The sequence below is a fragment of the Castellaniella sp. genome, assembly GCF_047971665.1.
Classification (GTDB): Bacteria; Pseudomonadota; Gammaproteobacteria; order Burkholderiales; family Burkholderiaceae_B; genus Castellaniella.
In genome coordinates this window covers 93,886-107,327 of record NZ_JBKEAA010000012.1, presented here as the reverse complement: position 1 = coordinate 107,327, position 13,442 = coordinate 93,886, and the positions used below count along the sequence as shown (strand labels likewise).

13 protein-coding genes are annotated in these 13,442 nt (G+C 63.8%); 12 read left to right on the top strand and 1 reads right to left on the bottom strand.

Going from position 1 to position 13,442, the window contains the following annotated elements; translation table 11 throughout:
• Positions 1–47 precede the first annotated feature (47 nt).
• Positions 48–1,829, bottom strand: coding sequence for a glyoxylate carboligase (gene gcl / locus ACK5JE_RS03675; RefSeq protein WP_416800366.1), 1,782 nt, complete (start codon positions 1,827–1,829; stop codon positions 48–50).
• Between the two features lie 218 nt (positions 1,830–2,047).
• On the opposite strand from gcl, the gene ACK5JE_RS03670 reads away from it, so the two are divergent.
• The 12 genes from ACK5JE_RS03670 to ACK5JE_RS03615 all read left to right on the top strand — a co-directional run bounded on the left by ACK5JE_RS03670 (position 2,048) and on the right by ACK5JE_RS03615 (position 13,412).
• Positions 2,048–2,965 carry a LysR family transcriptional regulator gene (locus ACK5JE_RS03670; RefSeq protein ID WP_416800365.1) on the top strand — a complete coding sequence of 306 codons (918 nt, stop codon included), beginning with the start codon at positions 2,048–2,050 and terminating at the stop codon, positions 2,963–2,965.
• 2 nt (positions 2,966–2,967) lie between these two features.
• On the top strand, positions 2,968–3,882 hold the full coding sequence (locus ACK5JE_RS03665) for a DMT family transporter (RefSeq protein ID WP_416800364.1): 915 nt from the start codon (positions 2,968–2,970) through the stop codon (positions 3,880–3,882).
• A 10-nt stretch (positions 3,883–3,892) separates the two neighbouring features.
• Entirely contained in the window at positions 3,893–4,876 is a 984-nt protein-coding gene (locus ACK5JE_RS03660) for a LysR substrate-binding domain-containing protein (RefSeq protein ID WP_416800363.1), read from the top strand.
• Between the two features lie 141 nt (positions 4,877–5,017).
• Entirely contained in the window at positions 5,018–6,475 is a 1,458-nt protein-coding gene (locus ACK5JE_RS03655; RefSeq protein ID WP_416800362.1) for a 2-hydroxymuconic semialdehyde dehydrogenase, read from the top strand.
• A gap of 38 nt (positions 6,476–6,513) precedes the next feature.
• On the top strand, positions 6,514–6,942 hold the full coding sequence (locus ACK5JE_RS03650; RefSeq protein WP_416800361.1) for a RidA family protein: 429 nt from the start codon (positions 6,514–6,516) through the stop codon (positions 6,940–6,942).
• A 63-nt stretch (positions 6,943–7,005) separates the two neighbouring features.
• Positions 7,006–7,581, top strand: coding sequence for a 3-hydroxyanthranilate 3,4-dioxygenase (gene nbaC / locus ACK5JE_RS03645; RefSeq protein WP_416800360.1), 576 nt, complete (start codon positions 7,006–7,008; stop codon positions 7,579–7,581).
• Positions 7,582–7,607: 26 nt separating this feature from the next.
• Complete coding sequence (locus ACK5JE_RS03640) at positions 7,608–8,600, top strand: amidohydrolase family protein (RefSeq protein ID WP_416800359.1); 993 nt, start codon at positions 7,608–7,610, stop codon at positions 8,598–8,600.
• 16 nt (positions 8,601–8,616) lie between these two features.
• A complete protein-coding gene (gene dmpE / locus ACK5JE_RS03635; RefSeq protein WP_416800358.1) occupies positions 8,617–9,402 on the top strand; it encodes a 2-oxopent-4-enoate hydratase in 786 nt (261 codons plus the stop codon).
• 19 nt (positions 9,403–9,421) lie between these two features.
• Positions 9,422–10,363 (top strand): acetaldehyde dehydrogenase (acetylating), encoded by a 942-nt coding sequence (locus ACK5JE_RS03630; RefSeq protein WP_416800357.1) that lies wholly within the window; start codon positions 9,422–9,424, stop codon positions 10,361–10,363.
• A complete protein-coding gene (dmpG, locus tag ACK5JE_RS03625; RefSeq protein ID WP_416800356.1) occupies positions 10,360–11,409 on the top strand; it encodes a 4-hydroxy-2-oxovalerate aldolase in 1,050 nt (349 codons plus the stop codon). The genes ACK5JE_RS03630 and dmpG overlap by 4 nt, the downstream gene beginning before the upstream one ends.
• Positions 11,406–12,194 (top strand): 2-oxo-3-hexenedioate decarboxylase, encoded by a 789-nt coding sequence (gene dmpH / locus ACK5JE_RS03620; RefSeq protein ID WP_416800355.1) that lies wholly within the window; start codon positions 11,406–11,408, stop codon positions 12,192–12,194. Before dmpG ends, dmpH begins: the two co-directional genes overlap by 4 nt.
• 48 nt (positions 12,195–12,242) lie before the next feature.
• Positions 12,243–13,412, top strand: a complete 1,170-nt coding sequence (locus tag ACK5JE_RS03615; protein ID WP_416800354.1) for an ABC transporter substrate-binding protein — start codon at positions 12,243–12,245, stop codon at positions 13,410–13,412.
• Positions 13,413–13,442: the final 30 nt, after the last annotated feature.

Genomic DNA, 13,442 nt, shown 5'->3' with positions numbered 1-13,442 from the left:
TGATTCGGTGGGGCCGCCATGCGATGACAGGGCGGCCGCAATCCTGCTCAGTCCAGCAGGGTGACGGCGGTCGGGGCGTCCGCGCCATGTTCCGCCAGTTCCTCGAATTCGTTGATCGCGTCGATCTCGTTGCCCATGGAGATGTTGGTGACGCGCTCCAGGATGAACTCGACCACGACGGGGACGCGGAATTCCTTGATCCAGGCGCGGGCCTGGGCGATCGCGGGCTGGATGTCCTCGACTTTCTTGACGCGGATGGCCTTGCAACCCAGGCCTTCGGCGACCTTGACGTGGTCCACGCCATAGCCGTCGGTCTCCGGCGCGTTGATGTTGTCGAAGGCGAGCTGCACGCAATAGTCCATGTCGAAGCCGCGCTGCGACTGGCGGATCAGCCCCAGATAGGCATTATTGACCACAATGTGGATGTAGGGCAGATTGAATTGCGCGCCCACGGCCAGTTCCTCGATCATGAACTGGAAGTCGTAATCCCCCGACAATGCGACGATCTCGTCGCCGGTGTCGGCGGCCACCACGCCCAGGGTTGCGGGAACCGTCCAGCCCAGCGGGCCGGCCTGGCCGGCATTGATCCAGTGGCGCGGACCGTAGACGTGCAGGAACTGCGCGGCGGCGATCTGGGACAGGCCGATGGTGGTGACATAGCGCACGTTTTTGCTGAAGGCCTTGTTCATTTCCTCATAGACGCGTTGCGGCTTGAGGGGCGCCTGATCGAAGTGCGTCTTGCGCTGCATGGACGTCTCGTTCCGGCGCGCGCGGCATGCGCCCGCCCAGGTGCTGCGGTCGCGCAGTTCGCCGGCGGCTTTCAGGCGCCTTGCCTCCTCGATCATCAGGCGCAAAGCGGCGCCGGCGTCCGAGGCGATGCCATAGTCGGGGCCGAACACCTTGCCGATCTGGGTGGGGTCGACGTCGATATGCACGAAGGTGCGACCCTTGGTGTAGACGGATGTCGAGCCGGTGTGGCGGTTGGCCCAGCGGTTGCCGATGCCCATGACGAAGTCCGAAGCCAGCAGGTTGGCGTTGCCGTAGCGGTGCGCGGTCTGCAGGCCGACCATGCCGGCCATCAGCGGATGATCGTCAGGGATCACGCCCCAGCCCATCAGGGTGGGGATGACGGGCACGCCGGTCAGCTCGGCGAATTCCTTCAGCAGCTCCGATGCGCCGGCGCTGAAGATACCGCCGCCGGCGACCAGCAGCGGGCGCTCGGCCGTATTGAGCATGGCCACGGCCTTGGCCGCCTGGGCCGCGGTGGCGGCAGGCTTGTACACCGGCAGCGGCTCATAGGTGTCGATGTCGAACTCGATTTCGGCCATCTGCACGTCAAAGGGCAGGTCCACCAGCACGGGGCCGGGGCGTCCGGAGCGCATGAGGTGGAAGGCCTGCTGCAGGATGCGCGGCACCAGTTCCGGCTCGCGCGCCATCACGGACCATTTGGTGACCGGCTTGGCGATGGTCTCGATGTCCACGGCCTGAAAGCTTTCCTTGTGCAATTGCGCGCGCGGCGCCTGGCCGGTGATGCACAGGATGGGGATGGAGTCGCCGGTGGCCGAGTACAGGCCGGTGATCATGTCGGTGCCGGCGGGCCCGGAGGTGCCCAGGCAGACGCCGATATTGCCGGGGTTGGCGCGGGTATAGCCTTCGGCCATGTGCGAGGCGCCTTCCACGTGGCGGGCCAGCACATGCTTGAAACCGCCGTGCTTGCGCAGAGCGGAGTAGAGCGGATTGATGGCCGCGCCTGGCACGCCGAACAGGGTGGTGATGCCTTCTTTTTGCAGCACAGCGGCGGCGGCATCGACGGCTCTCATTTTTGCCATGATTTCTCCTGGGGTGATCGTGCGGTTGTTCGTTGATGTGTTCAGAATAAAGAAGTCGATGGGGCACAGGAATCCCAGTCCTTCTCTGTTCTATCGATACTATTTGTATGTAATGCGTGAAGCCAGGGGTAGAATGTTTGTCGTTCTTCACCCCTCGGTTTTATCTGTTCTGCCTGTGTTTTCAAGCATTCCTTGGGGGGTGTCTGGGGGAGATCCTTTTGAGCCGCTATACCGAGATACACAGTTTTGTATTGATTGCCGAGCAAGGCAGTTTTTCCGCCGCTGCCCTGGTCGAAGGGGTGACGCCGGTCATCATGGGGCGGCGTCTGACGGCGCTGGAAAAACGCCTGGGGGTGCAGTTGATGCACCGCTCGACGCGTGGCCTGGTGCTGACGGAACTGGGCGAACAATATCTGGAACATTGCCGGCAGCTGGTCCAGGATTTTGATGATGCCGATGCCAGCATCATGTCCCGGCGTCGCTCATTGGCGGGTCACCTGGTGGTGTCGGCGCCGGCCTCGTTCGGGCGCCTGCATGTCGCGCCGCATGCGCTGACGTTCCGTGAGCACTATCCGGATCTGGCGCTGTCGTTCAATTTCACCGACAGCGTGGTGGATCTGGTGCGCGAAGGCTATGACATGGCCATCCGCATCGGGGAGGTGACCGATCCGAACTATGTGGCCGTGCGCCTGCACCCGAACCGCCGCGTGGTCTGCGGCACCCCCGCCTATTTCGAATCGCACGGCGTGCCGCGTGTGCCGGAAGACCTGACGCGGCACAATTGCCTGGCCTTCAACCTGCAGGGCGGGCAGCATCGCGGCTGGACGTTCGTGCGCGACGGCAAGCCTTTCGCCGTGCGGGTGCGCGGCGATCTGGCCTGCAATGACGGCGAGCTGCTGTATCGATGGGTCAGGCAGGGGCTGGGGGTCGGGTGGCGCTCGACCTGGGAAATCCAGCGCGAACTCAAGCGCGGCGAACTGGTGACGGTGCTCGACGAATTCGCTCTGCCCGCCTATGACATCCAGGCGGTCTATCCGCAGCAGCGGTATCTGCCCTCCAAGGTGCGCTATTTCATCGATGCCCTGAGAAACCATTATCATGAACCTGGTTATTGGGAAGGGCGGGGATCATCTTGAACGTGAATGCTGAAACCGCCGTGGAGCGGGACCCGGCGATCCGCCGCAACGAGCGGCTCGCGCTGTTGGCGCTGGCCTGCATGGCGCTGGTCTGGGGCTACAACTGGGTCGTCATGAAGCAGGTGCTGGCGTATGTCGGTCCCTTTGACTTCGCGGCGCTGCGCACCCTGTTCGGCGCGGCGGCGTTGCTGCTGGTGCTGAAGGTGCTGCGGCGTCCCATGCGGATCCGGGCCTGGCCTCGCGTGGCGCTGCTGGGCGTCTTGCAGACGGGCGTGTTTTCCGCGCTGATCCAGCTTGCCTTGTTGCAGGGCGGTGCAGGCAAGACCTCGATCCTGGTGTACACCATGCCGTTCTGGGTGATTCCGCTGGCCTGGGTGGCGTTTGGCGAGCGGATCCGGGGAGTGCAATGGCTGGCGCTGGCGCTGGCGGCGACGGGGCTGGTGCTGATCCTGGAACCCTGGAATCAGCATTCGGGGATCGTCAGCGAGGTGCTGGCCATTGCCTCGGGCCTGTGCTGGGCGCTGTCGACGCTGGTGGCGAAATGGATCAAGCGCGATTACCCGATGGACGCATTGCCGCTGACGGCGTGGCAGATGCTGTTCGGCGCCCTGGCGCTGTGCATTGCCGCCTGGATGGTGCCCGAGCGGCCGATCGAGCCCATGCCCTACTTTTATGGGGCGCTGGTCTATAACGCGATCATGGCGACCGCGCTGGCCTGGTTTCTGTGGCTGTTCGCATTGCAGCATCTGTCCGCCGGGATGGCGGGGCTGTCGTCGCTGGGCGTGCCCGTGGTCGGCGTGCTGTCCGGCTGGCTGGAACTGGGCGAAATTCCCGGCGGGCTGGAATTGACGGGGATGATTCTGATCGGCGTGGCGCTGATGGTGATCAGCGTGCGGTCGATGGGCGCCCGGAAATAGGGACGCGACGATGCTGTCGGATCAGACCCTGGCGCGTGTGCGCGACCTCAAATTCAAGCAGTTGCTGGTCTTTGAGCGGGTCGCCACGCTGGGGTCCATGCACAAGGCGGCCGAGGCGGTGCACATGACGCAGCCCAATGTCGTCAAGATCATCAGGCAACTGGAAGATCTGCTGGAGGTCACGCTGTTCGAGCGCCACAGCAAAGGGGTGCGGTTGACCGTGTTCGCCGAGCATCTGCTGATACGCATCCGCCCCATGCTGGGCGATGCGCGCGCCCTGAGCGAGGAGCTGCTGGCATTGCGCAGCAGCGATGGCGGCCAGGTGGCCGTGGGGACGCTGATCTCCGCCTCGGCCTGGCTGCTGCCCGAGAGCGTGGCCTTGATGAAGCGCCGCCACCCCAAGGTGGGCCTGCTGATCCAGGAGGCCACCAATGACATCCTGTTCCCGATGCTGCAGGTCGGCGAACTGGATGTGATCGTCGGCCGTTTGCCGGAGAACCCGGGCGAGGGGGTGGAGGTTCACGCGATCTATGACGATGAACTGATGATCGTGGCGCGGGCCAACCATCCCCTGTCGCGGCGGCCGGCCTGTTCGCCCGAGGATCTGCTGGATTATCCGTGGATCGTGCCGTCTGATGCGTCGCCGGTGCGCAAGCAGGTGGATCAATTCTTTCGCGGCCGCGATCTTCCGATTCCGGCCAACCAGATCATCTCGCTGTCGATGCTGACCAACCTGGGCATACTGGCGCGGTCCGATACGTTGGCCATGCTGCCCGGGGTCTCCGCCCGGCCGCTGATTCAGGTGGGCGTGTTGTTCGAAGTCCCCATCCATGTGCGCGTGCCGTTCGGCACCATTGGTTACAGCCTGAGGGCCGATCGTGAGCCGGTGCCTGCCGCGGCCACCTTCATCGGCATCCTGAAGGAGGTCGGCGCGCGGGCGCGGGACTCCGGCGGCGGCTTCCGGCCTGAGTCTTTTCCCCGGATGGGACCCTGAGCGGTGTTATGTCCGCGATGCCCGGGGAGAAGCTTGATCTGATTCCATTATGGAATCGCTATCCGGTTTTTATTGATTGGGAAATAATCTCAAGGCTGCCTACAGTATATGTACGCGTACATATGACGAGAGGCAAGCGCTGTGGCAGAACCCATCACGCATTTTATCGGTGGCCGCTTTGTCGAAAGCGCCCGACGGTTTCCCAATGTCAGTCCGGTGGATGGCACGGTCGTCGGAGAAGTCTGTGAGGCGACGGCGCAGGAGGTCGATCTGGCCGTGCGCGCAGCCCGGGACGCCTTGGCCGGGGCGTGGGGACGGTGCGGCCCGACCGAGCGGTCCGATTGGTTGCGCAAGCTGGCCGATGGCATCGAGTGGCATTTCGATGAGTTCGTCGAGGCCGAAGTCCGGGATACGGGCCGCACCGTGCGCCAGGCGCGCACGCTGGACGTGCCGCGGGCCATTGCCAATTTCCGTTTTTTTGCCGATCTGGTGCGCCATGCGCACACGGAGTGCTTCGAGACGGTCACGGCCGACGGCGGTCGCGCCCTGAACTACACCGTGCGCAAGCCTTTGGGTGTGGTGGCGGCGATTTCTCCCTGGAACCTGCCGGTGCTCTTGTTCAGCTGGAAGGTCGCGCCGGCCCTGGCGCTGGGCAATGCCGTGGTGGCCAAGCCCTCCGAGGAAACTCCCTCCTCCGCCTTTCTGCTGGCGCAGGTGGCCCAGGACATCGATTTTCCCGCAGGGGCCTTCAACGTCCTGCACGGATTCGGCAGCGGTTCGACAGGTCAGGCCATGATCAGTCATCCCGGTATCGACGCCGTGACTTTCACCGGGGCGTCGGCCACCGGAGCGCACATCATGAAGACGGTGGCCGACGGTGTGAAGGATGTGTCATTCGAACTGGGCGGCAAGAACGCCGCCATCGTGTTCGAGGATGCGGATTTCGACGCCGCCGTGGAGGGCGTCGTGAAATCCTCTTTCACCAACTCGGGCCAGGTCTGTCTGTGCAGCGAACGCGTGCTGGTGCAGCGGTCGATCTTCGATCGTTTCGTCGCAGCGCTCAAGGCGCGGACCGAAGCGCTGGTGCTGGGGCGTCCGGGCCATCCGGATACCGACATCGGCCCCATGATCTCGAAAAAGCACCAGGCCAAGGTGCTGTCCTATTTCCAGCTGGCGCGAGACGAGGGTGCGACCGTGGTGACGGGAGGCGATGTGCCTGTGTTCGATGACGCGCGCGATCAGGGATTCTGGGTGAGACCGACCCTCTGGACCGGATTGCCGGATGATGCCCGCTGCCTGCGCGAGGAGATCTTCGGGCCGGTGTGCCATGTGGCGCCCTTTGACACGGAAGACGAGGCGGTCGCCCGTGCCAATGATTCCGACTATGGCCTGGCCACGGCGATCTGGACACAGAATCTGTCGCGGGCGCATCGGGTGGCGCCCCGCATGCGCAGCGGCCTCGTCTGGGTCAACACCTGGTATCTGCGCGATCTGCGCACGCCTTTCGGCGGTGTGCGCCAGTCCGGGATAGGCCGCGAGGGCGGACGTCATTCTCTGGATTTCTATTCCGAGATCACCAACATCTGCATCAAGGTCTGATTCCCTTGGACCGGAAGACATTCAGGAGACCGTATGCCATGAGCCCCGTATCCGCCAAAGTCGTTGCAGGCAAGGCCACGCCGCGCGGCAAATTTCCCCACGTCAAGCGCGCGGGCGACTTCCTGTTCGTGTCGGGCACCAGCTCCCGCCGTGCCGACAATACCTTGGCCGGGGTGGAAACCGTGGATGTGATGGGGGCCGTGAGCATGGACATCCGTGCGCAGACCCGCGCCGTGATCGAGAACATCCGCGACATCCTCGCCAGCGTCGGCGCCGGCCTGGAGGACGTGGTGGAGATCAGCGCCTATCTGGTCGATATGGGGGATTTCGCCGGCTACAACGAAGTCTATGGCGAATATTTCGGCTTTGAGGGGCCGGCGCGCACCACCGTGGCGGTTCATCAACTACCGCACCCGCACTTGCGGATCGAGATCAAGGCCGTTGCCTACAGGCCACCGGCCGCCTGATACCGGGCCGGATGCGACGACCGGTGTCAGCGTTGGATGCCGGTCCATGACAAGGAGACAAACATGGATGCCAAGTACGGTTTGCCCAAGAACCTGATGCAGTGGGTCGACGATCATCGCGACCAGCTCAAGCCGCCGGTCTGCAATGCGGCGGTCTTCCCCGATGGCAACTACATCATCAACATGGTGGGCGGCGGCAATCAGCGCACCGACTTCCATGACAACCCGACCGAGGAAATCTTTTATCAGCTCCGAGGCGAGGCCTACCTCATCGTCTGGGATCGCGGGCGCTTCGAGCGCATCGATCTGAAAGCGGGCGATGTTTTTCTGCAGCCGCCGCATCTGATTCATTCGCCGCAGCGGCCCGATCCCGATGGCCTGTGTCTGCTGATCGAGCTGCCGCGCCCCCAGGGCGCGCACGACAGCCTGCAATGGCATTGCGCTCATTGTGGCACCGAGGTCTGGAAAGCCACGCAGCAACTGGAAAGCCTGGTGGACGATCTGCCCAGAGTCTATGACCGGTTCTACGCCCTGAAAGACGAGGCGCGTGTCTGTCCGGAGTGCGGGACCCAGCATCCGGGCAAGGATCATCACGCCTGGCACGAGCAACTGAGCAAGTCCAGCGTCCGGGATTTCTGAACGGGATACGCAAAAAGGTCATCGACATGATAGACATCCACGCGCATCTATTTCCGGAGATTTCCCGCGAACAGGCGCATGCGCTGGACCCCGGGCAGGCGCCCTGGCTCAAGATCATCGGCCCGGACGAGGGCATGATCATGAAGGGCGACAGCGAGTTCCGCCCTGTGATTCCCGTGCTGTGGGACCCGCAGCGGCGGGTGGCGGACATGGATCGGCTGGGCCTGGACGTGCAGATCGTCAGCGCCACGCCGGTCATGTTCGGCTATGCGCTGGAGGCGCGCAAGGTCGCCGATTGGGCCGCGCGCATGAACGATCTGACCCTGGCATATTGCGCCGGCCACCCCGACCGCCTGAAGGCCATGGCCCAGGTGCCGCTGCAAGACACCGAGCTGGCATGCCGCGAGGCGTCCCGCGCCAAGGCGGCGGGGCATGTGGGGGTGCAGATCGGCAATCATGTCGGTGACCGCGATCTGGACGACGCGCAGCTGGTGGAGTTCCTGCATCACTGCGCCGTGAACGATATCCCGGTGCTGGCGCATCCCTGGGACATGATGGGCGGCGCCGGGCGGATGCGCAAATGGATGCTGCCCTGGCTGGTGGCCATGCCGGCGGAAACCTCGCTGGGGATCCTGTCCCTGATCCTGTCGGGGGCCTTCGAGCGGCTGCCGCGCAGTCTGAAGCTCTGTTTTGCCCATGGCGGCGGCGCATTCGCCTTTACGCTGGGGCGGGTCGACAATGCCTGGCAATACCGCGACATCGTGCGCCAGGACTGCCCCAACCCGCCCTCATCCTATTGCCACCGGTTCTCGGTGGATTCCGCCGTTTTCGATCCCCGGGCCCTGCGTCTGCTGGTGGATGTGATGGGTTGCGAGCGCGTGATGCTCGGATCCGACTACCCCTACCCGCTGGGCGAGCAGCGCATCGGCGCGTTGGTGAGTGAGACCGGGCTGCTGGAAGACGATGAAAAACATCGCATCCTGGACGGGAATGCCCGGACCTTTTTCAACCTTGCCTGAATGGAGTTGCGCCGACATGGAATCCGCGCTGATCGAACAACTGGGCAATGAACTGCATGCCGCCTGGACCGACTGCCGGGCCATCGAGCCCTTGACGAGCCGCCACCTGGAGATTGGCGTCGAGGATGCCTACCGCATCCAGCAGCGCATGGTGGGCCATCGCCTGGACGCCGGCGCCCGTGTGGTGGGCAAGAAGATCGGCGTCACCAGCCAGGCCGTGATGGACATGCTGGGTGTTTACCAGCCGGACTTTGGCTATTTGCTCAGCGACATGGTGGTTGCCCCGGGCGAGGCCGTCTCCATGTCTCGGTTGGTCCAGCCCAAGGCCGAGGGCGAGATCGCCTTCGTCCTGAAAAAGGACCTGCACGGGCCAGGGGTGACCGTCAGCGAGGTGCTGGCCGCGACCGAGGCCGTGACCGTCTGTTTCGAAATCGTGGATTCCCGTATCCGTGACTGGAAGATCAAGATCCAGGACACCGTGGCCGACAACGCCTCCTGCGGCGTGTTCGTTCTTGGCGACCGGCTGGTCGATCCGCGCGGGCTCGATCTGCGGACCTGCGGCATGGTGTTCGAGAAAAACGGAGAGCTGCTCAATACAGGCGCGGGCGCGGCGGCGCTGGGCCATCCGGCCAATGCCGTGGCCTGGCTGGCCAATGCACTGGGCGCATTGGGGGGCAGCCTGGCGGCCGGGGAAATCATTTTGTCCGGGGCGCTGGCGGCCATGACGTCCGTGACTGCCGGCGACAGCCTGCACATGTCGATCGGCGGCATCGGTACCTGCGGCGTGCGTTTCGTCGCGTAGCGGGCAAAGGGAAATCATCATGGAAAAGATCAGATGCGCCTTGATCGGGTCAGGCAACATCGGCACCGATCTGCTGTACAAGCTCAAGCGCAGCCCGTTGTTGGAGCCGGTCTGGATGGTGGGCATCGATCCCGATTCCGAGGGGCTGTCGCGGGCGCGCGAACTCGGACTGAAGACCACGGCCGAAGGGGTCGAGGGACTGTTGCCGCACATGGCCGCGGACCGTATCCAGATCGTGTTCGATGCCACCTCGGCCTATGTCCATAAGGAAAACAGCGACAGGGTGACGGCGCGTGGCGCGCTGATGATCGATCTGACGCCGGCGGCGATCGGCCCGTACTGTGTGCCGCCGGTCAACCTGCAGGCGCATCTGGCGCAGCGCGAGACCAACGTCAACATGGTGACCTGCGGCGGCCAGGCCACCATTCCGATGGTCGCGGCCGTCTCGCGCGTGCAGCCGGTGGAATACGCCGAAATCGTGGCGACCGTCTCGTCGAAATCGGCCGGGCCGGGCACCCGGCGCAACATCGACGAATTCACCGTCACGACGGCGGGCGCGGTCGAACGGGTGGGCGGTGCGCGCAGGGGCAAGGCCATCATCATTCTGAATCCTGCCGAACCGCCCCTGATCATGCGCGATACCGTGCACTGCCTGACCGAGTCGGATCCCGACGAGGCGGCCATCACGGCCTCCGTGCGGGACATGGTGGCCGAAGTCCAGCGGTACGTGCCGGGCTATCGCCTGGTCAACGGGCCGGTTTTTGACGGCCGCCGCGTGTCCATTTATCTGGAAGTCGAGGGCCTGGGCGATTATCTGCCCACGTATTCAGGCAACCTGGACATCATGACCGCATCGGCGACGCGCACGGCCGAGATGTTCGCCGAACGCATCCAGAAAGGCGAACTGACCCGGCACGATCTCCCCGATGCAAGCGCGCAGGCCCAGAAGGAATCCTCATGAGCACCCAAAAGAAAACCGTCACCCTGCACGACATGACGCTGCGCGACGGCATGCACGCCATGCGTCACCAGATCACGTTGCAGCAGATGAGGGATGTCGCGCAGGGACTGGATGCGGCCGGTGTGCCGATGATCGAGGTCACCCACGGGGATGGATTGGGCGGGGCGTCGGTCAATTACGGATTCTCGCTGCACAGCGACGAGGAATACCTGAACACGGTGATTCCGCTGCTGAAGCAGGCCAGGGTGTCGGCGCTGCTGCTGCCGGGCATCGGCACGGTCGAGCATCTGCGCATGGCGTACGGGCTGGGCGTGCGGACCATCCGTGTCGCCACGCATTGCACGGAGGCCGACGTCTCTCAGCAGCATATCGAAGTGGCCCGCGGCCTCGACATGGATACGGTGGGCTTCCTGATGATGAGTCACATGAACACGTCCGAAGGGCTGGTCGCGCAGGCCCGGCTGATGCAAGGCTATGGCGCCAACTGTGTCTACATGACCGATTCGGCCGGCCACATGCTGCCGCATCAGGTCGCTGAAAAGATCGGCGCGTTGCGCCAGGCCCTGAAGCCGGAGACCGAAATCGGCTTTCATGGCCATCACAACCTGGCCATGGGGGTCGCCAACAGCATGGCGGCGATCGATGCGGGCGCAAATCGCATCGATGCGGCCTGCTCAGGCATGGGGGCGGGCTCGGGCAATACGCCCATGGAGGCGCTGGTGGCGGTCTGCAACCTGATGGGGATCGAGACCGGCGTGGACCTGTTCAAGGTGCAGGACGTGGCCGAGGACATCGTCTATCCGATGATGAAAGAGCCGGTACGCCTGAGCCGCGATGCGCTGACGCTGGGCTATGCCGGCGTCTACGGTTCGTTCCTGCTGTTTGCCCGCCGGGCAGAGCAGCGCTACGGCGTGCCGGCCCGGGAAATCCTGGTGGAGATGGGTCGGCGCGGCATGGTCGGTGGCCAGGAGGACATGATCGAGGACACCGCGTTGAATCTGGCGCGCAAAAAAGGTGTGGCGGGGCGCGCCGGGGAGGTTCCATGAGTCTGGATACGGCGACCATCGAGGCGCTGGCCGCGCATCTGGAGGATTGCGAACAGCAGGCGCACGACACTCTCAAGATCACGCTGGATCACCCGGACATGGATTGGGCCGACGCCTATGCCGTGCAGGAGGGCATCCGTCGCCGCAAGATGGCGCGCGGTGCGCGGATCGTCGGCCTGAAGGCGGGCCTGACCTCGTTTGCCAAGATGCGCCAGATGGGGATCGAGACGCCGATCTTCGGTTTTCTGGCCGATTCGTTCGCGGTGCCCGACGCCGGCCAGTGCCGCCATGCGGAGCTGATCCATCCCAAGGCGGAGCCGGAAATCGTCTTTGTCACCAAAGCGCCGCTGGCCGGGCCGGGATGCACGATTTCCGAGGTTCTGGCGGCGACCGATTTCGTGCTGCCCGGGATCGAGATCATCGACAGCCGTTATCGCGATTTCAAGTTCGATCTGAAAAGCGTGGTGGCGGACAACTGTTCTTCGTCGCGGTTCGTGGTTGGCGGGATTCCGCGGGATCCCCGCGCGCTGGACCTGCGCACCACGGGGGTGGTGATGGAAAAGAACGGCCAGGTCGTGGCGCTGGGCGCGGGGGCCGCCGTGCTGGGCCATCCGGCCAACGCGGTGGCCATGCTCGCCAATCACCTGGGCTTGCGTGGCGAGACCATCCCGGCGGGCACGCTGATCCTGAGTGGCGGCCTCACCGAGGCAGTCTCGGTTCAGGCCGGTGATCACGTCATGCTGCACATGCAGGGAATGGGTTGCACATCATTGGCTTTCGTGTAACATCGATAACGCTTTAAAACTAAACCATTGATTTTTCAGGAGACAACCATGGCATACCGCACAACCATGCTGACGACTGCGCTGGCCCTGTCGTTGGGGCTGGCCGCCGGATCGGCTCAGGCCGAAGTGAAAATCGGTTTCCTGGCGACGCTGTCCGGCGCCGGCGCGGCCCTGGGTCAGGATATGGTCGATGGTTTCAATCTGGCCCTGGAGCAGAACGGCGGCAAGCTGGGCGGTCAGGACATCGTCCTTCTGAAGGAAGATGATCAGCTCAAGCCCGATGTGGGCGTCCAGGCCGTGCAGAAGTTCATCGAGAAGGACAAGGTCGATCTGGTGGCGGGGGTGACGTTTTCGAACGTCATGATGGCGATCGCCAAGCCCATGGCCGATGCCGACATGACCTTTGTGGGGTCCAATGCGGGGCCGGCGCCGCTGGCTGGCAAACAGTGCAATGCGGGTTTCTTTTTTGCGTCCTGGCAGAACGACGGCCAGGCCGAGGTCATGGGGCAGTACGCGACCGATCAGAAGTACAAGGACATCTACATGATCACCCCCAACTATCAGTCGGGCCGTGATCAGGTCAAGGGCTTCAAGCGCTTTTATACGGGACGGATCTCGGGCGAGGTCTACACCCAGCTGGGGCAGCAGGATTATTCGGCGGAATTACTGGCGCTGCAGGCCGCCAATCCCTCGGCTGTCTGGGTTTTCCTGCCGGGTGGCATGGGCGTGAATTTCGTCAAGCAATACCGGCAGTTCGGTCTGATGGGCAAGATTCCGCTGCTGACGGTTTCGACCGTGGACGGCAGCACCTTGCCCGCCTTGGGCGATGCCGCGCTGGGCGCCTATGCCGGCACGTTCTGGGGGCCGGATTTCAAGAATCCCGTCAGTCAGGCGTTCGTCGCCGCGTTCGAAAAGAAATACAAGCGCATTCCCTCGCAGTATGCGGCCCAGTCCTATGACTCGGCGCTGTTGATCGACAGCGCCCTGAAGAAGACCGGGGGCAAGGTCGCCGACAAGAAGGCGCTCCGGGATGCTTTGCGCGCGGCGGATTATGCATCCCTGCGCGGCGCCTACAAGTTCAACGTCAACGGTTTCCCCATCGAGGATTTCTATGCCTTCGAGGTGGCCAAGGACGCCCAGGGGCGTGTTTCCCTGAGGACCATCGGCAAGCCGCTGACGAACCATTCCGACGCCTATTACAAGGATTGCAAGTATTGATCGGTTCGCCTCTCGAGCCCTGACCGGCAG

Bases quoted from the DNA above. Each gene is read 5' to 3' on its own strand.
- ACK5JE_RS03660 (WP_416800363.1), top strand. From the start codon at position 3,893: ATGCTGTCGGATCAGACCCTGGCGCGTGTGCGCGACCTCAAATTCAAG.
- nbaC (WP_416800360.1), top strand. From the start codon at position 7,006: ATGGATGCCAAGTACGGTTTGCCCAAGAACCTGATGCAGTGGGTCGAC.
- dmpG (WP_416800356.1), top strand. From the start codon at position 10,360: ATGAGCACCCAAAAGAAAACCGTCACCCTGCACGACATGACGCTGCGC.
- dmpE (WP_416800358.1), top strand. From the start codon at position 8,617: ATGGAATCCGCGCTGATCGAACAACTGGGCAATGAACTGCATGCCGCC.
- ACK5JE_RS03615 (WP_416800354.1), top strand. From the start codon at position 12,243: ATGGCATACCGCACAACCATGCTGACGACTGCGCTGGCCCTGTCGTTG.
- ACK5JE_RS03640 (WP_416800359.1), top strand. From the start codon at position 7,608: ATGATAGACATCCACGCGCATCTATTTCCGGAGATTTCCCGCGAACAG.
- ACK5JE_RS03650 (WP_416800361.1), top strand. From the start codon at position 6,514: ATGAGCCCCGTATCCGCCAAAGTCGTTGCAGGCAAGGCCACGCCGCGC.
- gcl (WP_416800366.1), bottom strand. From the start codon at position 1,829: ATGGCAAAAATGAGAGCCGTCGATGCCGCCGCCGCTGTGCTGCAAAAA.
- ACK5JE_RS03630 (WP_416800357.1), top strand. From the start codon at position 9,422: ATGGAAAAGATCAGATGCGCCTTGATCGGGTCAGGCAACATCGGCACC.
- dmpH (WP_416800355.1), top strand. From the start codon at position 11,406: ATGAGTCTGGATACGGCGACCATCGAGGCGCTGGCCGCGCATCTGGAG.